The 21,761-nt window shown below is 34.5% G+C and carries 13 protein-coding genes; 4 read left to right on the top strand and 9 right to left on the bottom strand.

The genetic code is table 11. The annotated features are described in order from the left end of the window. Positions 1-38: 38 nt before the first annotated feature. On the top strand, positions 39-2,003 hold the full coding sequence (locus tag IEV10_RS09935; RefSeq protein WP_188374569.1) for a M1 family metallopeptidase: 1,965 nt from the start codon (positions 39-41) through the stop codon (positions 2,001-2,003). Beyond that, positions 2,003-2,884, top strand: a complete 882-nt coding sequence (locus IEV10_RS09930; protein WP_188374568.1) for a patatin-like phospholipase family protein — start codon at positions 2,003-2,005, stop codon at positions 2,882-2,884. The genes IEV10_RS09935 and IEV10_RS09930 overlap by 1 nt, the downstream gene beginning before the upstream one ends. A 9-nt stretch (positions 2,885-2,893) precedes the next feature. Here the strand turns inward: IEV10_RS09930 and IEV10_RS09925 are convergent, their stop codons facing one another. The 6 genes from IEV10_RS09925 to IEV10_RS09900 all read right to left on the bottom strand — a co-directional run bounded on the left by IEV10_RS09925 (position 2,894) and on the right by IEV10_RS09900 (position 15,405). Then, complete coding sequence (locus IEV10_RS09925; RefSeq protein WP_188374567.1) at positions 2,894-3,415, bottom strand: DUF7935 family protein; 522 nt, start codon at positions 3,413-3,415, stop codon at positions 2,894-2,896. 58 nt (positions 3,416-3,473) lie between these two features. Then, the gene (locus IEV10_RS09920; protein ID WP_188374566.1) at positions 3,474-5,036 is read right to left on the bottom strand and encodes an FMN-binding glutamate synthase family protein; all 1,563 of its coding nucleotides are present in this window, start codon (positions 5,034-5,036) and stop codon (positions 3,474-3,476) included. Between the two features lie 3 nt (positions 5,037-5,039). Beyond that, complete coding sequence (locus IEV10_RS09915; RefSeq protein ID WP_188374565.1) at positions 5,040-6,308, bottom strand: amidohydrolase; 1,269 nt, start codon at positions 6,306-6,308, stop codon at positions 5,040-5,042. Between the two features lie 209 nt (positions 6,309-6,517). Continuing rightward, the gene (locus IEV10_RS09910) at positions 6,518-11,665 is read right to left on the bottom strand and encodes a T9SS type A sorting domain-containing protein (protein ID WP_188374564.1); all 5,148 of its coding nucleotides are present in this window, start codon (positions 11,663-11,665) and stop codon (positions 6,518-6,520) included. 116 nt (positions 11,666-11,781) lie between these two features. After that, entirely contained in the window at positions 11,782-12,426 is a 645-nt protein-coding gene (locus IEV10_RS09905; RefSeq protein WP_188374563.1) for a response regulator transcription factor, read from the bottom strand. Between the two features lie 3 nt (positions 12,427-12,429). Beyond that, positions 12,430-15,405: a sensor histidine kinase gene (locus tag IEV10_RS09900; protein ID WP_188374562.1), complete on the bottom strand. Its 2,976-nt coding sequence runs from the start codon at positions 15,403-15,405 to the stop codon at positions 12,430-12,432. 144 nt (positions 15,406-15,549) lie between these two features. Here IEV10_RS09900 and IEV10_RS09895 point away from each other — a divergent pair, with 144 nt between their 5' ends. Then, a complete protein-coding gene (locus tag IEV10_RS09895) occupies positions 15,550-17,886 on the top strand; it encodes an ATP-dependent helicase (RefSeq protein ID WP_188374561.1) in 2,337 nt (778 codons plus the stop codon). On the opposite strand, the gene IEV10_RS09890 is transcribed toward IEV10_RS09895, so the two are convergent. Together IEV10_RS09890 and IEV10_RS09885 are read right to left on the bottom strand one after the other, a co-directional pair. Beyond that, positions 17,887-18,831 (bottom strand): glycogen-binding domain-containing protein, encoded by a 945-nt coding sequence (locus IEV10_RS09890; protein ID WP_188374560.1) that lies wholly within the window; start codon positions 18,829-18,831, stop codon positions 17,887-17,889. It abuts the gene before it with no gap. Then, a complete protein-coding gene (locus tag IEV10_RS09885) occupies positions 18,828-19,787 on the bottom strand; it encodes a pepsin/retropepsin-like aspartic protease family protein (RefSeq protein ID WP_188374559.1) in 960 nt (319 codons plus the stop codon). The genes IEV10_RS09890 and IEV10_RS09885 overlap by 4 nt, the downstream gene beginning before the upstream one ends. A 107-nt stretch (positions 19,788-19,894) precedes the next feature. On the opposite strand from IEV10_RS09885, the gene IEV10_RS09880 reads away from it, so the two are divergent. Next, on the top strand, positions 19,895-20,515 hold the full coding sequence (locus IEV10_RS09880; protein ID WP_188374558.1) for an L-threonylcarbamoyladenylate synthase: 621 nt from the start codon (positions 19,895-19,897) through the stop codon (positions 20,513-20,515). On the opposite strand, the gene IEV10_RS09875 is transcribed toward IEV10_RS09880, so the two are convergent. Then, positions 20,512-21,723 carry a multidrug effflux MFS transporter gene (locus IEV10_RS09875; protein ID WP_188374557.1) on the bottom strand — a complete coding sequence of 404 codons (1,212 nt, stop codon included), beginning with the start codon at positions 21,721-21,723 and terminating at the stop codon, positions 20,512-20,514. The two genes, IEV10_RS09880 and IEV10_RS09875, sit on opposite strands and share 4 nt — an antisense overlap. Between the last annotated feature and the right edge of the window lie 38 nt (positions 21,724-21,761).

Genomic DNA, 21,761 nt, shown 5'->3' with positions numbered 1-21,761 from the left:
ATTTGCATTTTGGCCTTATCCTTGTGTAGTTTTACGGTATGAAGAAATTCTTAGTCTTATTTTGTCTTTTTCAAGTTATTTGCTTGTCCGCTCAGCAAACGGAGTATGTGGATTTTACCTCATTAGATGCAAGGGTTATTTTGGTTCCAGACTCTTCAAGAGTTAGCGGAAAAATTTCTTTATTTTTTGATATACTTGAACCCATAGATTCTGTATATATTGATGCTAAAAACATGATTATCAGAGATGTGAAATTAAATGACTCTCAAGCTGACTTCAGTTATCATAACAACAAATTGTGGGTTGTAATAAAGGATTTAAAAGATAAAAATAATAATATAACATTCAACTATAAGTCGCATCCAAAAAAGGCGCTTTATTTTTTAAAACGCAAAGAAGATTGGAACATCTGGACGCAAGGCCAAGGAAAATACACGAGTAATTGGCTACCTAGTTTTGATGATGTTAATGAAAAATTAGTATTCAATATCTCAGTTGCATTTGAACATGGGTATGAGTTGCTGTCAAATGGAGAGCTAATTTATACTGAAGAACGATTGGGTAAATATTATATGAATACCTATACGATGAGTAAACCAATGTCTAGTTACCTTGTGGCGCTTGCTATCGGTAAATACGATGTTAAAAAAGAGCTTTCAAAAAGTGGAGTTCCGATAGAGCTGTATTATTATCCTGAAGATTCTGCTAAAGTGGAGTCAACCTATCGCTATACCAAGCAAATGTTCGATTTTTTAGAAGAGGAAATTGGTTTTCCGTATCCATGGCAAAATTACAAACAAGTGCCTGTGCATGATTTCTTATACGCGGGAATGGAAAATACGAGTTTGACCATATTTTCTGATGCATTTATGGTTGACGATATAGGGTTTAATGATAAAAACTATGTTAATGTAAATGCACACGAACTAGCACATCAATGGTTTGGAGATTTAGTGACTGCAACTTCTGGTGAGCACCATTGGTTGCAAGAAGGTTTTGCTACCTATTATGCCTTATTAGCTGAAAAAGAAGTTTTTGGTGAGGATTGTTTTTATTTCAAATTATATCAAAACGCTCAAGATTTAGCACGTCAGGACCAAGCAGGTAATGGGACGTCCTTACTAAATCCAAAATCAAGCAGCTTAACTTTTTATCAGCGTGGCGCATGGGTTTTGTATGCGTTACGACAGTATGTTGGTGATGTGGTATTTAAAAAAGCTGTAAAAGTGTATTTAGAAAAACATCAATTTTCTAATGTCGAGACCAAAGACTTTATCTCTGAAGTTGAAAAGCTATCTGGAAAATCATTACAAGCTTTTGTAAAAACATGGATTGCTGATAAGGCATTTCCTTTTGAAGCCGCTGTGCGGACCATTTATCAGCAGTCAGAGTATATTCAAGAGTATACGCAAGTCAATTGCGAAGCAAATTCTTCAAAATGTGCAGATTATCTTAAATATTATGTGTCTGATGATGCCAAAGTAAAAGTCATTGCGCAGCGACCGCAATTAATAAATGTAACGACTTTTCAGAATGGATTAAAAGTGCGACAAGCTATTTCAACCTATTTAAAGTATGTGCCCAAGAATTTAAAATCAGAGTACGAATCACTTTTAGATGATAAATCGTATATAACTATTGAGAATGCACTTTATAACCTCTGGACTAGTTTTCCGACGGAGCGTTCAAAATACCTGAGTAAGACAAGAAATATCGAAGGCTTTAGTGATAAGAATGTGAGACTGCTTTGGTTGGTATTACACCTTAATACACCTGATTATAACTCTGATGCAAAGTCAGATATCCTTGCAGAATTATTGGATTATACAAATGATTATCACAATGCGGAGTTACGAATGAATGCGTTTCGGTATTTGAAACTAATGAATGCTTGCAACGATTTATGCAAATCGAATTTAGAACTCGCTAAAAGTCATCATAACTGGCGTATGACAAAGTTTGCAAAGGACATGTTGAATGAATTAAACAATCCTAAAAAATAATGCGGGCATTAGTAATTTCTGGAGGTGGTAGTAAAGGCGCTTTTGCAGGAGGTGTTGCGCAATACCTTATGGAGCGCGAAAAACGCGATTATGATATGTTTTTGGGGACTTCTACAGGAAGTTTATTAGTGCCACATCTTGCTGTCGGTGAAATAGGAAAACTGTATGATATTTTTACCAATGTCCAGCAGCACGATATTTTTAGTATTAGCCCTTTTGTGCAACGCAAAAAAGGGGACAGGGAATATGTGTCTATAGATTTTATAAACTCCTTATGGCAGTTTATTCGTCGTAAAAGAACCTTTGGGGAGAGTAAGGCCTTAAAGCGAAATATAAAGCAGAACTTCACTTTTGAAGAGTATCAGAAAATAAAAACGATAAAACACGACGTGGTGGTGACTGTTGCTAATCTGTCTATGAACCGGGTAGAGTACAAGTCTATCAGAGACTGTTCTTACGAAGAGTTCTGTGATTGGATATGGATTTCGTGTAATTACATACCGTTTATGTCTTTAGCGACTCGTAATGGGCATGAGTATGCAGATGGTGGCTTAGGAAGCGTGATCCCTATTCGTGAGGCTATCTTGAGAGGCGCTACTGAAGTAGATGCTATAGTTTTAGAAGCTGAAAACATGGATAAGCAAAAGGTTTTGGGTAAAAATCCGTTTTCTTTAATGTTGAATTTATTTGGACATTTATTAGACCAGGTTGAACGAAATGATATAGAAATAGGAAAGCTTGCTGCAAAAAATAAAGGCGCAAAACTTAATTTGTATTACACGCCAACATCCTTAACTGAAAATTCTTTGATTTTTAGTAAACGATTAATGGAAAAGTGGTGGCAACAAGGTTATGATTATGCCGAACAAAAGCATGTGTAAGACATTAAATTACCACAGCTCACCAACTTCTTTTTTTATAAAAGAGAGGCCAGCGCTACTAGGTGTAGATCTGTCCATTAAATTTGTTAGAATAACTTCTCTAAGTTTATCTGCAGAATCTACTTTATCACTTAAACTCGACTTTCTTATGAGTTGAATAGTGGCGTTTTTTGAAGCGTTAATAACGTTCCAACATTCATCTGTAATGTAAATTTGTTGCGCTAAATTATGCTCAAATTCTTGTTCAATGCTTGCTATAAGTAAAGATTCGTAATTTTCTTTATTTGAGGAAGTTGGGCTTACTCTAACAACCAATTTATTTGGAGAAATGCGTTCTAAAAATAAGGCCATACGTTCATAGGCTTGCAGGCGCAAAGGTAGCGACTCTTTTTGCGTGTTTCTTTGAAGCTGAAAACGTCTTCGTCTGTTTTCATTTTCTATATGTCCTTTAAAAAAATAATAGGCTATAGCAGCGACTATAATTGTTGGTAGTAAGCTTAAGAATAATTGTAGGATAGTATCTGAGGTCATAATATGATGTTATTTTCTAAAAACGATATGTGCTTTTTTCTATTGTGCGATTAGAGTTCTAATTTTTTGTTTTGCCACCTAAATATATACAATCTTTTAAATCTTGCATATTATTGAAGTCTACGGGCGTTTTATTATAGCCAAATGTGCTATTGAATTCTTTTGTAAGGTTGTGGTCATCTACGTTCATTTCAATATCTGACATATTAAATTGACAGGGGTGCTCGTAACCTGCTGCATGTGTTATTTCTATGAGTTCCTTTTTAAAGGTTCTAAAATACTGCGCTAAACGTTCAGATTTTAAAGGAATGTTTATACCGTTTTGCAACCATTTACTTTGTGTGGCGATTCCGGCCGGACAGCGATTTGTATGGCATATTTGAGCTTGTATGCAACCAATACTCATCATGGCTTCACGAGCCACATTTATACAATCGACACCCATGGCAAATGCCATAGCTGCTTTTGCAGGAAAACCTAACTTACCACTACCAATAAATACCACGCGGTCTTCTATGTTGTGCTTTTGAAATAGTTTGTAAATATCACTAAAACCATAAACCCAAGGTAATGATACATGATCGGCAAAACTTGGAGGTGCTGCACCAGTACCGCCTTCGCCACCGTCAATAGCGATAAAGTCTGGTCCGCGATTTTCAGTTTTCATGATTTGCACTAATTCTTCCCATTGGTCTAGTTTTCCGATTGCGGCTTTAATACCAACAGGTAAACCAGTCGCTTCAGCAATAGATTCGATAAAATCTACCATTTCGGGCACGTTAGAAAAGGCCTTGTGGTTTGGTGGTGATAATACGGTTTTACCTTCTTCGACACCGCGTATTTCTGCAATTTCTTTAGTAATTTTTGCGCCAGGTAATACACCGCCTTTTCCGGGTTTTGCACCTTGTGATAATTTAACTTCTATGGCACGAATAAAAGGATTGTCTTCAACGAGTTTCACCATTTTTTCCATAGAGAACCCACCATCTTCTGCGCGAACTCCAAAATAACCGGTTCCAAAATGAAAGACCACATCACCACCGTTACTGTGATAAGGCGATAAGCCGCCTTCACCTGTGTTGTGGTAGGCGCCAGCCAATTTTACACCTTTATTGAGCGACTCCACAGCTTTCGCTGACAGTGAACCAAAACTCATGGCCGAGATATTAATAATGGATGCAGGGCGATAAGGACGTTTACGTTTATGATAGGCGCCCATAACTTTGGCGCAAGGCAGAAAGCATTTGTCAATGGCGTTTGGATGATTCTCACCAATCTTAAACGGCATCATGGCATTATTTATAAAAATATGCTGATGTGCATAAATGTCTCTATCGGTACCAAAACCTTCATAATTGTTTTCATTTTTTGCTGAAGCATATATCCAGCCACGTTCTATACGGTTAAATGGTAATTCTTCACGATTGTTAGCTACAAAATATTGACGCATTTCTGGACCAATACTTTCTAGTAAATAGCGTAAATGCCCCACAATAGGGAAGTTATGGCTTATGGTGTGACTTCTTTGAAAAAAAATGTCTCTAATGGCTACAATAGCCAAAACAATAATAATCCATAGCCACCAAGATATGCTTCCTAGAAACTCTAAAACTGCGTCCATAATTTAGTTATTGAGATAGTCTAATGTAATTTGCGTGAATGCTTTTACGCCCAGTAATAATCCACTTTCGTCAATTTGGAAATCTGGTGTGTGATGCGGAAAAGACTCAGTATTTCCTGGTGTCATTCCACCTAAGAAGAAATACACGCCAGGCACTTTTTCTTGAAAATAAGAGAAATCCTCACCACCAGTTGTGGCTTTCATGATCTGCACATTCTCTTCGCCAGCCACTTTTTGAATGGATGGTAAGATTTGAGCTGTTAAGGCTTCATCATTATAAGTAATCGAGGTATTATTCTGAAAGGTAATTGTCGCTTCACCGCCATAGGCTTTGGCTATAGTCTCTACCATCTCTTTCATACGACGCTCAATCATAGCACGCATTTTTGGGTCGAGCGTTCTTACGGTACCAATCATCTCAGCAGATTCTGGGATGATATTAAAACGTGTACCAGAGGTGATTTTACCAACTGTAATTACAGCTGCTTCGTCTGTTAAACGTGCTTCACGACTGATAATGGTTTGTAAACCATCTATAATTTTTGCCGAAATTAAAATAGGGTCAACACCAGACCAAGGTTGCGAGCCATGCGTTTGCTTGCCTTCAACGTTAATTACAAAACGCTCAACAGATGCCATAATACCACCTGTTTTGTATTTAATAACACCAACTGGAGTTTGAGAGTTGATATGTAAACCGAAAATAGCATCGACTTTAGGGTTGTCTAAAACCCCTTCTTTAATCATCAATTTTGCGCCACCTTCTTCACCTGGTGGCGGTCCTTCTTCTGCGGGTTGAAAGATGAATTTTATAGTCCCGTTAATTTTGTCTTTGTGTTTGCTAAATACTTCTGCAGTTGCCATTAATATGGCTGTATGCGTATCGTGACCGCAAGCATGCATCACACCAGTTTCGGTATTTAAGAAGGTGGTTTTTACTTCAGATTTAAATGGTAAATCGTTACGTTCTGTTACTGGTAGCGCATCAATATCTGCTCTAATAGCAATAACTTTACCTGGGTTATTTCCTTTTAAAATACCAACAACGCCAGTTTTAGCGATATTTGTTTCAACGTCTAGACCTAAAGACTTAAGATGCTTCGCAATTTTTTCAGCCGTTTTAAACTCACGGTTAGAAAGTTCTGGATTTTGATGAAAATCGCGACGCCACTCGATGAGTTTATCTTCGATATTAATAATGTCTTGCTCTATTGAGTTTTGTGCTGAAATGCTAATAGAAGCAAACAGGAGTAGCGCTAGAAGTTTTTTCATAGTATCATTTAATTTAGTCAGGCTTTTATTGCCAAATGCCCATTATGGGCTACTAAGATATTTAAAAAAAGAAAACCATCATTAAACTTTAATGATGGCTTTGAATTCTTACTGAATAACCTACTTTACTTGCGACCCCTTAAAAGATATTGTCATGTTTCCCCCGAAACAATTGTCTCAATTTTAGAGCCGCAAGTAGAGTAGATATTTTACTGTTTAATAAACTTGATGCTTTCATCATTAATCTTAAGGAAATAGAGTCCTGCTGATAATTGTGATACATCAATTGTATTTTTATTTAAATCAATAGTTTTGGTGAATAGCTTTTGTCCTGATATATTGTAAATTTCCACGTTCTCAGAGGTCTTTAAACCATCTATATTAAGTATTTGGTTTGTTGGGTTAGGGTAGACGCTATATTTTGAAAGATTAAAATCATCATCAATGCTCAAAGTAGAGCCTTGGAATTCATAAGACCCAATATCAACGAATGAACCAGAAATCCTAAGTTCTCCATCTAAATCTAATGGTAATGCTTCTGAAGTATCTCCGTCGTTATCGACGTCAAAAGTATCTTGAGGTAAATAACTATCATTACCAGCATCAATAAGCGGAGAGCCACTTTGAAGTCTAAAATCTCCGTTTGGGCTATCTACAAATAATGGGTCAAAACCTGGCGATGTTGCATCTATATTATTGGTGCCTGTTGGATTTTGATTGGTCACTAAACTATGGTTAAAGGCAAAGGTGCCACTACCTTCATACTCACTAGAACTAAATGTATTGCCATTATCCGTAGATTTTTCATTATTCCAAAGTATACTATTAGATGAAGAAACAGAAACAGTTAAATTCGAATTAAAAGGAAATATAGCGCCTCCTTGTATTGATGAGCTAGAGCTAGGGCCAGATATACGATTGTTGCTGAGTAAGCTATTCGTCAAAGTAATGGATTGTGTAACATATATTGCGCCACCCTCAACTCTTCCAGCATAACCGGTGTATGTTGTAATTGTATTGTTGCTAAGTGTAGTATTTATTAACTCAATAGTATCTGCACGTATGCCACTACCGGTAGCATTGTTTGATGGAGCAATACTAACTGAAAGACTACTATCTCCAATTGTAACACTGTTATTATTTACTGTACTGTTTAATATTACCGTGTTTCCAAGTTGATTGTAAATTCCTGCAGCACCTGCACCAACTTCTTCTGAAATGGTGTAGGTGTTGTTGTTAATACTATTGTTATTTACTGAAGAAGAAATTATTGTGGTGTTTCCAATAACTGAATAAATACCTCCACCATATGAATAGCTTCTTTGTGGAGCTGCTGCTTGACCGCTATTAAAGCAAAAAATCATATTGTTGTCTACTGTAGTATTAGTCAACGTAATATCTCCATTTGAAATATAAATGCCGCCTCCATAGGCAAGTGGGCTTAAATCATCATTATTAATTGATGTTATCATATTATTGTTTATAGCACTATTACTTAGTGTAATGTTAGCTTGAAATGCATATATACCGCCACCATTAGCGATACCAGTTGTATTTAAGGAAGAAGGTATTATAGCTTCTGCTTTATTATTTAAAACCTTTACATAATTTAAATCTAAATCTCCAGTGGTGTAAATGCCGCCGCCATCAGCATTTGTAGATGCTACTATACCATTTTGTATGGTAATACCTTCTAGGTACAATATGCCTGTGGTATGAGATGCATTTATAACACGGTGTATGTCATTGCCATCAATTACGGTTGGATTGTTTTCAAAGTCTTGTATGCCACCACCTGTAGGATAGCCACCTTTAATAGTTATTGCTTTATTAATATTTAATTGAGAACCTTCGACATAGTTGCCTTCTGCAATCTGTATTTCATCAATAGTCGTACAGGTGTTATTAATTAAATTTAGGGCATCTTGAATGGTGTTAAATGCGTTTGCCCAAGTAGTTCCATCGGCATTACCTGTAGCATTTTGGTCTACGTAAAGTATTGGGGTTGTGTTAACAACATTTACTATGGCTGTTTCTGAAGTCGTATTACCTGAGGTATCCGTTACAGTTAATGTCACTGTATTTGCACCTACCATAGAACCATCAAAAGTATTATTATCTAGAGATATAGAATCAATTTCACAATTATCTGTTATGCCATTGCTAATATCGTCGACAGTGATAGAAACCGATGCTCCGCAAGCGATGTTTAAGGTAATATCTTGTGTTATAACGTTTGGCCCTATATTATCTACTACTGTGACTTGTAGTGGAGTTATTGATGAATTATTGTTACCATCAGTTACGGTAAGGATTATTGGAATAACTCCTGGCTCACCATTAACTGTTGCTGTATTAATGGTATTCCAATCTGAATTTGCATCTAGATTAAAGAAGCTTGCTGTATTATTATTTGGAGAACTATCTAGCAATGTGTTATTTCCTTGACCTTGTTCGATACGGAAATAACCTACTAAATTTGATTCATCACTACTGAGTATTTGACTACGTTGGTCAGTAATTTCTTGAGCAGTAAGTGCTCTATCCCAAATACGAAGCTCGTCTATAGTTCCTGTAAAGGTTGCATTGCCCCAGTCAACTCCGCCTAAAATGGTGTTGTTGGTTGTGCTTAGAGAACTTCCTGTTATACCAGCGGCTGTGTTTTGGAGTGTGCCATTAATATATATTGATAATGTACCGTTGGCTTGATCATAAACTCCAGCAATATGTGTCCATTGATTTAGGGTTACTGGACCACCATTTACGCCAAAGTTACCATCAGTCGTAGTGACTTCAGCAAAATAATTACCACCAAAATGAAATATGCTATACTCATCAAAGAATGAGGTTCCAGAATATTTATCAATGACGACATCACCACCAGGATTAAATCCTGTAGGGTAGATCCAACCTTCAAGTGTCCATGAGTTTGGTAAATTAAGCTCCGGAGTATATGGTATTTCTGCATACTGTAATGTGCCATCTAAATCTAAAGCTTGACTCGAAAAGCCTTCAAACTCTAAATCGCCACAGGTAAACGTATCTTGACTAAGTACATAACTAACTATCTCACAATTATCAGTCGAACCATTGTCTACTAATAGCGGATCCACTATAATTTGCCCATTGGCATCTAAAGATGCTGTTATATTTTGCGCAACTGCAACTGGTGTTATAGTATCTGTGAAACTGGCATTATCTGAGTTTATCCAATTACTTGTTAATCCGTTTATAGTAGTATTTATCAACGACAGATTATTAGAGTTACCTGAGCTATCTATTATTGAATTTATGCTGCTATTATCTGCGCTTGTTGTACCTTGATTAAAGTCATAATAGGCTATTAAATCATTACCAGAAGGTGTATTGCTGCATATACCTGTTCCTCTAGGTTTAACGGTGTTCCAAATTCGTATATCTCCAATATCACCTAGGAAGTATTCGTTTAACGGAAAATCTACACCTACATAGAGATTTAGGTTAGAACCAGTAGCAGTTCCAAATTCTGTAGAGAATGCGCCTATAGATACACTATTGACATATACGGTTGTACTACCAGTATCATCATCTGTAATTGCAATATTATACCACTCATCAGGATTGAAGGCATATGTTATGGTTTGATAAGATGCTCCATTCCAAAAGCCAATTCCAGTGAGATTACCTAATAGATTAAATAAATATTTTGTATTGGCACCATCACTACTGCGATAGGCTAAAATGGTTTGTGCTGTTGCTTTTGTTTCGGGTTTAATTCGCATTTCGACAGTACCACTAGTAATTTCCAAGATTGAAGGGTTTACAGCTACTGCATAGTCATCTATACCATCAAAATTAAAGGCAGTTCCTGGGCCACAAACTACACTAAACGTATTTGCAGGATCTATATTTATCCAATTCGCTATAGAATAAGCAGGGTCATCTACGGTGATACAAATGAGATTGGAAGAATTAGTACTTATGAAATCATTTCCAGAAATAGAAGAGTTGTTTCCGTTGCGGATATTTAACTCCATTAACTGATTATTATTGCTAATATTTATAGCACTCAAGTTAGTTTGGGTGCTTAAATCGAGGTTAGTTATTACAGTATTTTGTGTAGATAAAGAATTTAGATCTGTATTGTTGCTCAAATCTAAAGTGCTTAAGTTATTATTACTTACATCTAAGATTTTCAAATCATTATTTTGACTTACATCTAAGTTACTAAAATTATTTCCGCTTATATCAAGAGTTTCTAAAAGGCTACTGTTAAGTAAATCCAAAGCATCCAAATTATTATTTGCTACATCTAGTATAAATAGATTAAGGTGCCCAACATCCAAGTTGTCTATAGTATTATCTCTAATACGCAAAACACCCATTATGGTGTTTTGACTAACATCTAAACTATTTAAGTTGTTATTGTTTACATTAAGAATGGATAAATCACTATTTTTACTTACATTTAAACTACTAATGTTATTATTTGATAAATCTAGACTTCTAAGAACTTCAAAGTACTCAAGGCCAGTTGGGTCAGAAATACCTCGCCCACTTAGATTTAAGGATTCTCTTAACAATGCGCTGAATGGCACTTCATCATCTAGTGGCAAAGTATCAAAACCTAAATCAACAAAAGCTTGCTCAAGAGCATCATCTGGTACATAAACACCATCGCAGAACGAATTATTTGGATCTCGGTTTGTCCAAAATGAGTTAGAGAAAACAGCATCATCAACCCAAATACAATCGGTGAGGTTGGGAGTATTAAAGGAAATATAGTTTGTTACATTGACGTTATTTCCATTATTTAGCCTCAATAGACTAAGTGAATTATTATTACTAACATTAATATTCTGTAAGTTAGGCGTAAATCTTAAATCGAGTTCTGAAATTGACGTATTACTGGCAATTAAGTTTATTAGATTTGAGCTAGGACTTGCTATTAGCTCTGTGAGATTAGTATTGCTACTTACATCAATAGTAATTATCCCAGTACCATTAGTTTTAAGTGTGGTAAGGTTCAAATTATTAGAGACATCTAAGCTAGTTAGGTTAAAACACCCTACGATATCTAGATTTTTTAGGTTTGTATTTTGGCTTACATCAATGCTTGTTAAGGTACTAACTCCAGTGGTTATTAAAGTTTCTAATGCTGTAAAATCTTCTATACCATCTAAGCTAGTAATTGGACTAGAAATATCTAAAGTGGTTACTGATACAATATTAGCAGTTAGTACTTGCCCGTCAATAACATCGTCTAAGCCTAAATCAATTAATTGCTGTTCAAAGACACTGTCTGGTATGCTTGTCGTTTGAGTATGAGATAAAACTGAAATTGAAAAGACAAAAAGCAGAAGTAATTTTGTTCTCATTATGCGTAGTTTGGAATGTTAAGAAATTAATAGCTGATTATGAGCACAAGTTATGCTCATAGGTAATTTCACACAATACGCAAGTGTGTCAAAAACTACGTAGGCCTACGTACTAATTATAATGAAGAAATAAGCGCTTTGTTTTGCGAAACCCAATTGGTTAATGCATCTTGGTCCGAGTTGAGACTCAATTTTTTAATAATATTAGCGCGGTGTTTTTGTACGGTTCTTACAGAAATTAGTAGTGTTTCAGAAATCTCTTTAGATGATTTTTTAAATGCAATTAACCTGATTATGGTGCGCTCAGAAGGTGAGAGCAATTTTATTTTCTGTAGTTCTGGAGATATCTGAGACTGAAACACGTCGTTAAAGGTAGAGCTGTAATAATTTTCGCCTTCAAGAACTTTATAAATGCATTTTTGTATTTCAGAAAACGGCTCGTCTTTAAGTAAATAACCAGAGATGTTTAGTGATTTTGCCTTAAAAATATAGCGACTTTCTTTGTGTGAAGTAAGAATGATAAATTTAGTCTTAAGGTCTTTTTCTTGACATTTATTAATTACCTCAAAGCCAGTTAATAGAGGCATTTCAATATCTAGAATAGCAACTTCATGGGGTTCTGATGCCAATTTCTCTAAAGCCTCAGCACCATTTGTAGCAGTTGTAATATTCTTGTAATTATTGTTAAGTAATTCGTCCTTAAGCCCTTTTAAGAGCATAGGGTGATCATCAGCAACTAGTATTTTAATATCTCTATTCATTAACTACGATAAATGTATTTTAGCTTTGGTCGTGGTGCCTTTTCCTGATTTACTTTCAATTGATAATTCACCATTTAAGATTTTAATACGCTCTTCAAGTGTTTTTAAGCCTAAACTAGTTTTGTTTTTTGCTGAGCTAACATCAAAACCTTTACCGTTATCTTTAATCAATACTAAAATAACATCTTTTTCTTTTTCTATGCTTATCGATATTGCTTTAGCTCCTGCGTGTTTTAAACTGTTATTGATGCATTCTTGAACAAATCTGTACAGATGTAAAGCGTTTTCATCGGTTAAGTCATCGTCAATATTTTCGATATCAGTAGAGACAAAGAGTTCATTGTTTTCATCAATATCTATTGCCAATTGCTCAACACTTTCGGTAAAACCTAATTGTTTTAATAAAGGCGGAAAAAGCCCACGTGAAATATGTCGTACTTCTTCTAGTGTGTTATTAGTTAACTCTGAAATTTCTGATTGTGCATTGCTTTGTGCCTTTCTTTTAATAAGTGTCAATTGCTGACTCACACTATCATGTAATTCTCTAGCAATACGTTTGCGTTCGTCTTCTTGCGATTGTATTAAGTCTAGCGCAAACTGGTCTTGAAGTCGTTTTCTTAACTGAAATTGTCTTAAAAAATAGAGTAGAACCCCAATAATAATAAGACTAAGAAAAGTGATAAACCACCATGTTTTGTAGAAAAATGCTGTGCTTTTTATTGGTATAATTAGGGATGTACCTATTTTTTCTTTTGAATAATTTAAAGCTTCAATTTCTAACTTATAAATGCCCGCTTCAAGATTGGGGAATTGTATAAAGTTTTGACTTTTTAGGTCTATCCATTTATTTTGGTTGAGTCTATACCTATAGAAATAGGCATTGCTTAAACCTAGGTTGTCTTTAAGCGCAAAATTTAATTCTAAGGCTCTATTTTCTGGGGGTAGAACAATCGCTTCATAACTATCTAAGACTGCTCTACTGTAAACGTCTTTGTATTCTTTTGTGTTTTCATTATAAAAATTAGCTTTTAATAATCTAAGCTCAGAATTATTTTCTCTAGGTTTTATATCATTTGGATTAAAAAAATTCAAGCCTTTTAAGGTGCCAAAAAAGATACCATCATTAGTTTTAAGCGCGCTATAGCGGTTACCTTCATTATGTGTAAAACCATCTTTTTCAGAAAATCTATACGAACTATTAGCTTTGCGATTGAATGCTACTACGCCATTAAAGGTATTGACCCACCATGTATCACCGTCGATAATTACACCTGCTATTCCTGCGTTTAATTCATCTTCATATACGATATTAAATGATTCGTTTTTTGATGAATATTGATAGATATAACCGCTTCTTGTGCCAAATAATGGGTTTCCTTTATCATCTTCACTGCACATGAAAACAAAATTATCCTGAAGGTTATTGTAAAACGTATTTGACTTATCGTTGATGTCATATTTTAAAATACCTTTATCGGTAGCACCTAAGATAAGGTTATCCTTAATGGCAATATCAAAAACTACTAAACTATCAGTGGCTAATAATGCTTCATGTTTTTCTGTGTTTGTGTTAAACTGCATCAAATTATAGCCTGCTGTGCTGTAAACCAATATGCTATCGTTAAGCGCTTTTATATTTCTAATTGGGTAGTGCCTAAACGATTTTGCGGTGTAGTCTTTGGTGTTCAATTTTAAGATATTGCCATAACTATGACTCCAAATGACACTATCTCTAATGATTATATTTCTAGAAGAAAGAGTAACACTATTGCCATCTTCTGTAATGGTGATAGGTTTCGTTGTTTGTGTTTGGGTATTTAGGTTAAACCAACCATTACTCTCAGTAGCTACTATTATATTCTCAGCATCTTTCTGTTTAATGGCTCGTATCTGATACTCTTTTAAGTAGTTAGTTACAGAAGTATTTCTAAAGGTATATTGGTGTAGGTTATTATTGTAGTACAGCCAAAGTTCATTGTTTAAATCCTCTGAAAATGCTTCAATTACTGTAGCATTCTTTAGTGTATTATCTGTGCATAATGTTACAAGCGAATCGCCTTCTATTTTTTGAAAAATAATTGAATTTTCTTTTGAGGATAGAATGATATGATTTCTTTTTTTGTCTTCAAAAGTTTTTAAAATGTTCTCTAGATGTATAGTCTTCTTTGTCGGCTTAACATTAAGCATTTCAAAGTTGACAGTATATAATTCGTCTTCAGAATCTATAATTGTATAGTTTTTAGCCTTGTATTTAAATGCCTCAGCTATCCAAAACTTCTTTTTGGCAATATCTCTATTTCTTCTAAAGGTGTCATTACTATATTGCTTTAGGATATTGCCATTCCAATCTGTAATAATAATCGGGAAATTGTCATCGCCTATAAGGCAATAATTTTGGTCAAAAATTAGTTCGGTAGAGCTGTCTAGTTTAAACCTTTGCGGTACATTATTATAAAAACTAAAAACAGGATTGAGCACAAAACTTTCCCTAATCTCATTTAAGGTTAGTAGTTTTCCTTTTTTAGTTAGTATATAATCTTTTTCCTTATAACTAAATACTTTAGAAAAAGAGCTAGCATCAAGTTGTAAGGTCTTAAATTCAATGGTATAAGGATCAAGGAGTACCATTTTCTCTTTAGACTCTGTATTAAATGTAATTATGATTTTCCCATCGGTTCTTTTGTAAAGTTGTGTTACACTATTCGTAGATTTAGATAGGTTTGGAATAGTTATGTTATGAAAAGTAGTACCATCAAAACGCAGTAAGCCTAATTCTTTGTTGTTAGATATTATGGTTCTAATATCATTATCAATTCCTCCTAGCCATAAGAAGCCATCATTATCATAACACATAGAGCTGACTTTGTCGAGGGTTAAACCATCATCTCTAGATAATGTTCTTTTTTGATATTGAACTGGCGATTGGCAATAGCTTTGTAATGAATAAATTAAAGAAAGAAAAAGAAATAATTTCTTCATCCTATGCGACCTAGATTAATTATGTGTTTCCCGAAAGTAACAAATTGTAAAGAAATACTATTTGGTTGTTTATAATTATTCATAAAAACGTCCCGCAAAAACAAGCAGTTTACTTAAATTCACTTTTTTAAAATTGCTAGGCATTTGGAAAAGTATTTAAGTCAACTTAATGACGCTCAATTAGCGCCAACACTACAAAAGGAAGGACCAATGATTGTCATTGCAGGTGCTGGTTCTGGTAAAACACGTGTCCTTACTTTTAGAATAGCTTACCTTATGAGTCAAGGTGTTGACCCATTTAATATTTTGGCATTGACATTTACTAACAAAGCGGCACGCGAAATGAAAGGGCGTATTGCTGAAATTGTAGGTGATAGTGAAGCAAAAAATCTATGGATGGGTACGTTTCACTCAGTATTTGCTAAGATTCTCCGTATTGAAGCTGACCGATTAGGTTACCCAAGCAATTTTACCATTTATGATACTCAGGATTCTGACAGACTTATTTCTTCGATTATAAAAGAAATGGGATTAGATAAAGACATCTATAAGTATAAGCAGGTGCGTTCTCGGATTTCGTCGTATAAAAACAGTTTAATTACTGTAAAGGCCTATTACAACAATCCAGAATTAATAGAATCAGATACTGCGGCAAGGCGACCAAAAATGGGCGAAATTTATGCGGCTTATGTAGAGCGTTGTTTTAAGGCAGGCGCGATGGATTTTGACGATTTGTTATTAAAAACCAATGAGTTGTTGACGCGCTTTCCGGATGTGTTGGCCAAATATCAAGACCGCTTTAGATACATACTTGTGGATGAGTATCAAGATACAAACCATTCGCAATACTTAATAGTGAGAGCTTTATCGGATAGATTTCAGAATATATGTGTTGTTGGTGATGACGCACAAAGTATTTATGCGTTTAGAGGTGCAAATATTAATAATATTCTAAATTTTCAACGTGACTACGACGACGTAAAAGTGTTTAGATTAGAGCAGAATTACCGATCTACAAAAAACATTGTTAATGCCGCTAATTCGGTTATTGATAAAAATCAAACCAAACTAGATAAAGTCGTTTGGACGGCTAATGATGAAGGTGGTAAAATAAAAGTCAACCGACTAATGACGGATGGTGATGAAGGTCGATATGTGGCGAGTACAGTCTTTGAGACTAAAATGCAGGAGCAATTGCACAATAGTGACTTTGCGGTATTGTATAGGACTAATGCTCAGTCTCGTGCTATTGAAGACGCCTTACGTAAGCGCGATATTCCTTATAGAATTTATGGCGGCTTATCCTTTTATCAACGTAAAGAGATTAAAGATGTATTGTCTTATTTACGTGTTATTATAAACCCTGCGGATGAAGAAGCCTTAAAACGAATTATTAACTTCCCTGCAAGAGGTATTGGTCAAACAACCATAGATAGGCTTATAGTCGCTGCAAGCAGCTATAATAAAACCATTTTTGAGGTTTTAAAAAGCATTGATGATATTGAGATTAGTATCAATAGCGGCACACGAAACAAACTAAAGAATTTTGTAACCATGATAGAAAGCTTTCAGGTTATGAATGCTAATGCTAACGCTTTTGAGTTGGCAGACCATGTGGTTAAAGTTTCGGGATTAATAAAAGAGTTCAATAAAGATGGTACACCTGAAGGTGTGGCCAAAATGGAAAATATTGAAGAACTCTTAAATGGTATTGGTGATTTTGTTGAGGGTCAGAAAGAGGTAGCCGATAGCACAGCATCATTGGCAGAATTTCTTGAAGATGTGGCCTTGGCAACAGATTTAGATGCAGATAAAGGTAATCCCGACCATGTCGCTTTAATGACCATTCATCTGGCAAAAGGTTTGGAGTTTCCTCATGTATTTATTGTAGGTATGGAAGAAGATTTATTTCCAAGTGCTATGAGCATGAATACCAGAAGTGAGCTTGAAGAAGAGCGCCGTCTGTTCTATGTTGCTTTAACACGTGCCGAAAAACAAGCCTATTTAACATACACGGTATCTCGATACCGATGGGGAAAGTTGATAGATGCTGACCCAAGTCGTTTTATTGAAGAAATTGACGAGCAGTATTTAGATAATATTACACCTATACAAGAACAACGTTTTAATCCTATGCTAGATGCGTCAATCTTTGGAGATGTAGAGCCTAATAAGATTCGTTTTGCTAAACCTAAGTCTCCAAAATTTAAAAGGAAAGAAGAGCGCAAGAAACCCGAAAATTTTCAAATAAGTTCTCCGAAAAAGATGACACCTGTTAGTAAGACGTCTTCAAAGACTAATCTGTTCGATAGTAAATTAACGGTTGGTAATATTGTAAATCACCAGCGTTTTGGTAGAGGAGAAGTGCTTAAAATAGAAGGTGCTGGAGGCGATTTAAAAGCAGAAATTAAGTTCTCAAACGGAGCTGTTAAAAAACTCTTGTTACGCTTTGCAAAACTTGAAATTTTACGGAGTAAATAATTATTTTATCATACAAACAGAATTTACATTTCCTTTTCCGTCATATTCTGCAACAGAATTTGCGGGATCTATCATCCACTTACCATCTACAATAAATTTGTAGTGGTATTTTCCTCCAGATAATAATGTACTATAGGTCCAACAATTATTTGTTTTTTTCATTTTAAATTGGTGCTCTGACCAATCATTAAAATCTCCAGCTAGAATTACAGTTTGAGCGTCACCAAACTCACATAAGCGAAACTCTACTCTTCTTTTAACATTGATTACTGAATTATAGCCTTCGTATTTATTAAGGATTTTTGATGGGTTTTGTGGGTCAACCATCCATTGACCATCAACAATAAATTTGTATTCGTAAATATCTGGACGCAACTGTAATGTCACTTGCCAGCCATCTGCTGTTGGCTTCATTTTAAAACCTGTTTCATCCCAACGGTTAAAAGTACCTGATAAAATAACTTTAGTTGCATCAGTAAAGCCTTTAAGTTTAAAACTTACATTACCATAATCTGTAGCAAATGCACTATATAGCTTTAAGTTATACACCATCATTTTTTTACCGTTTTTATCTCTAGCTGTTACACTATTTACAAAATCTCTAGAGGGTTCTGCCCAATGTTCTCCATTAACTACAAATTTAAATTCCCAATCAAAATCACTCGTAAAATCATGAAGACTCTTCTTTAGTTCATAACGGGTATCTGTGACTTTTTGCATTTCCCATTGATTCGTTGCCCAATCGTTAAATTCACCAGAGACAAACACTTGCTTAATAGTATGACCATTATACTTTATGTTGGGATAATCATCAACCTTAAATACAAAAGTGATAATATCACCTTTTATGGTATACCCTTTAATAGTAGTACTTTGAGCAATACTATTTAAAGTAAAAGCGATAAGAATTAAAAAGATGGTTATATGTTTTGTGCTAATTTTCAATGCGTTATTAGTGGATTTTTTATAAAATAAAGTTTTCGCTTTTTATAATTAATAATCGTACGTTTTTGTCTAAAAAACTCATACCCGAGTATACCATCTAAATTTGTACCAAATGCGCCATACATGTGCTTCAAATTTGTTAAAACCGTTTTCATTGGCCCAAAATAGATATTATCATTTAATTTAAAACGATATAAATTACCGGCTATCACTCGCTTAGATTTTCCACTTGCACCAGTGAGTTTAAGCGTTTGATTACTATAAAAATAGTCCAAAACTTTTTTATTTAATTTCTTATTAATCTGGTTGTATTCTGCTCCAGTATCTAAACCAAACTTCACTTCATAACCACCAACAAAACCAGTCAATACAATAGTATGCTTTTTTAATTTGAAATCTATGCTATCCTGAAATTTTTCAGCATATACTTTTTTGGATAGCCTTTCACCATGCTTATCCGTTTTTGTAAGTGTTATTTGATTAAGATGCATATCAATAAATATTTCAAAATCTTTTAAAATACTATAACCAATAATGCCTAGAAGGTTTATCTTTTTTACTTTTTCAAAATGAGATAAATCTATAACATCCGCATTAAGTTTGTTTAATTGAAGCGCATTAATACTTAAAGTACTAATATATTTTTCATTAACAGTTTCTACAGTACCATTAACGCCATTAATTTCTTCTTGGCTTTTAATTGAACCATAATGCGTTTTAAAATGCTGACTATTTAAAATAAGGGTTTTAGAGCCAGTGTCAATGATGAAATTGCCTTCTTGATTTAGTAATTGTGCTTCGACGACTATAAGATGGTCAATGACTTTAAACGGAATGCGTGTCGTTGTTTCATTTATAAATTCTGCTTTAGAAAATATAATTGGGGGCTTGGCTTCAGTAGCAAAAATTTTTACCGAAATTAATAGTGCGATGAGTAGTTTAATTGATTGATGCATACTATAAAGACTAAAAGTTACTACTAATTGTTACAGAACGCATTGGAATTATATTTTTTTTAGCATTTTTAGTCTTACTTCAAATGGATTATGTTTATTTTTATTTTATGGCAGAATTCATTAAAATATATCCTGAAAACCCTAATCCGAGAGAGATTCAAAAGGTTGTAGACGTACTTAAAAAAGGGGGATTGGTTATCTATCCAACGGATACAGTTTATGGTTTAGGATGTGATATAACTAATATTAAAGCATTAGAGCGTATTGCAAAAATTAAAGGCGTTAAGCTAGAGAAGTCTAGTTTTTCTTTTATTTGTGAAGACTTAAGTAATCTTAGTGATTATGTAAAGCAAATAGATACGTCTACTTTTAAAATACTAAAACGAGCATTACCAGGCGCTTATACATTTATTCTTCCAGGCTCTAAAAACTTGCCTAACCCTTTTAAAAAACGTAAAACGGTTGGTATTCGTGTACCTGATAATTCAATAATATTAAGTCTTGTCAATTTACTTGGTAATCCAATTGTTTCTACATCAATACGTGATGATGATGATGTTTTAGAATATACAACAGACCCCGAATTAATTCATGAAAAATGGGACAACTTGGTAGATGTAGTTATTGATGGTGGCTATGGTGATAATGAAGCCTCTACTGTCATTGATTTGTCGGAGGATGAGCCAGTAATTATAAGAGAGGGTAAAGGCAGTTTAGAAATATTTTAAATGCGCTTTAGGACCTTGGAGATGCTGTCTGTAATTGAGTAGAATAGTACTAGTGATATAATACCGCATACCAAAAAACCGATAAATAGTGGCGTTACCGAATCGATTACAAATTTGCCAATGTAATCTGCTATTGGTACTGCCATAACTGTAGAGATAAATCCATTTAAAGCAGAACCTATACCTGCAATATGTCCCATAGGTTCCATAGCTAACGCTCTTAGATTTCCGAAAATAAAACCTATACTAAAAAACTGTAGCGCAAAGAAGCCTATTAATACCTCAATACTTGGATTGTTCCCTGAAGCAAACATTATAATGTATACTAAAGAGATTAATACAAAGCTCAACATAGCTACATTTACAATACGTCGCATTCCATATTTAACCACTAATTGACTATTCATAAACGTAGATAAGCCGACAGCGATTGCTAAACTTGCAAATATCAATGGAAATTCATCCTTCATATCATATTGCTGTTCAAAAATTCGCTGAGATGTACTCAAATAAACCATAAAAGAACCAGTAATTAAACCAGATAGTATGGTATAGATAACTGCTGGTCTTATTTTGAAAAATTGAATAGTTCCTGTTTTAAAAATGGATAATCTGTATTTAATACGATGTTTGTCCTTTAAGGTTTCTGGCTGCCTAATCCAAAACCATAGCATTACTATAATGCCGAAACATAGGTTAAAAATAAAAATGGATTTCCAATGATAGTGTTGCATTAAAAACTGACCTAATGTAGGTGCTATTACTGGCACTAGAATAAAAATCATAACAACTATGGATAAGATTTTTGCCATGTAATCTCCATTATAAGAGTCTCTAACCATTGCAATGCACATCGTTCTAGGCGAAGCTAATCCGATGCCTTGGAGTATACGTCCAAAGATCATCATTTCAAAGCTCTTAGTTGTGATGCAAATAATTGAAGCTATTACAAATACGATAAAACCTATATACACAATTGGTTTACGTCCAAAGCTGTCAGATAAAGGTCCAAATAATAACTGCCCTATACCTAATCCAAGAAAAATAGATGTAATGAGTTTTGGATTATCTGTTGGGTCACTAACATTAAGAAAGCTTCCCATATCTGGCAAAGCAGGTAAAACAGCATCTATTGAGAGTGCTACAATTGACATTAATGCGGCCATTAAAACAACAAACTCAACTTGTGACCGATTTTGATTTACCATACTGTAAAAGTAAGCTAATATTTAGCTATTTTTAGTCT

This window comes from Winogradskyella haliclonae, from assembly GCF_014635865.1.
GTDB classification, from domain to species: Bacteria; Bacteroidota; Bacteroidia; order Flavobacteriales; family Flavobacteriaceae; genus Winogradskyella; species Winogradskyella haliclonae.
The sequence above is the reverse complement of the archived record's forward strand: the minus strand, read 5'-3'. Positions and strand labels throughout refer to the sequence as shown.

What these genes read in the sequence shown, in the direction of transcription:
- IEV10_RS09935 (WP_188374569.1), top strand. Translation starts at nt 39, where the DNA reads ATGAAGAAATTCTTAGTCTTATTTTGTCTTTTTCAAGTTATTTGCTTG.
- IEV10_RS09930 (WP_188374568.1), top strand. Translation starts at nt 2,003, where the DNA reads ATGCGGGCATTAGTAATTTCTGGAGGTGGTAGTAAAGGCGCTTTTGCA.
- IEV10_RS09925 (WP_188374567.1), bottom strand. Translation starts at nt 3,415, where the DNA reads ATGACCTCAGATACTATCCTACAATTATTCTTAAGCTTACTACCAACA.
- IEV10_RS09920 (WP_188374566.1), bottom strand. Translation starts at nt 5,036, where the DNA reads ATGGACGCAGTTTTAGAGTTTCTAGGAAGCATATCTTGGTGGCTATGG.
- IEV10_RS09915 (WP_188374565.1), bottom strand. Translation starts at nt 6,308, where the DNA reads ATGAAAAAACTTCTAGCGCTACTCCTGTTTGCTTCTATTAGCATTTCA.
- IEV10_RS09910 (WP_188374564.1), bottom strand. Translation starts at nt 11,665, where the DNA reads ATGAGAACAAAATTACTTCTGCTTTTTGTCTTTTCAATTTCAGTTTTA.
- IEV10_RS09905 (WP_188374563.1), bottom strand. Translation starts at nt 12,426, where the DNA reads ATGAATAGAGATATTAAAATACTAGTTGCTGATGATCACCCTATGCTC.
- IEV10_RS09900 (WP_188374562.1), bottom strand. Translation starts at nt 15,405, where the DNA reads ATGAAGAAATTATTTCTTTTTCTTTCTTTAATTTATTCATTACAAAGC.
- IEV10_RS09885 (WP_188374559.1), bottom strand. Translation starts at nt 19,787, where the DNA reads ATGCATCAATCAATTAAACTACTCATCGCACTATTAATTTCGGTAAAA.
- IEV10_RS09880 (WP_188374558.1), top strand. Translation starts at nt 19,895, where the DNA reads ATGGCAGAATTCATTAAAATATATCCTGAAAACCCTAATCCGAGAGAG.
- IEV10_RS09875 (WP_188374557.1), bottom strand. Translation starts at nt 21,723, where the DNA reads ATGGTAAATCAAAATCGGTCACAAGTTGAGTTTGTTGTTTTAATGGCC.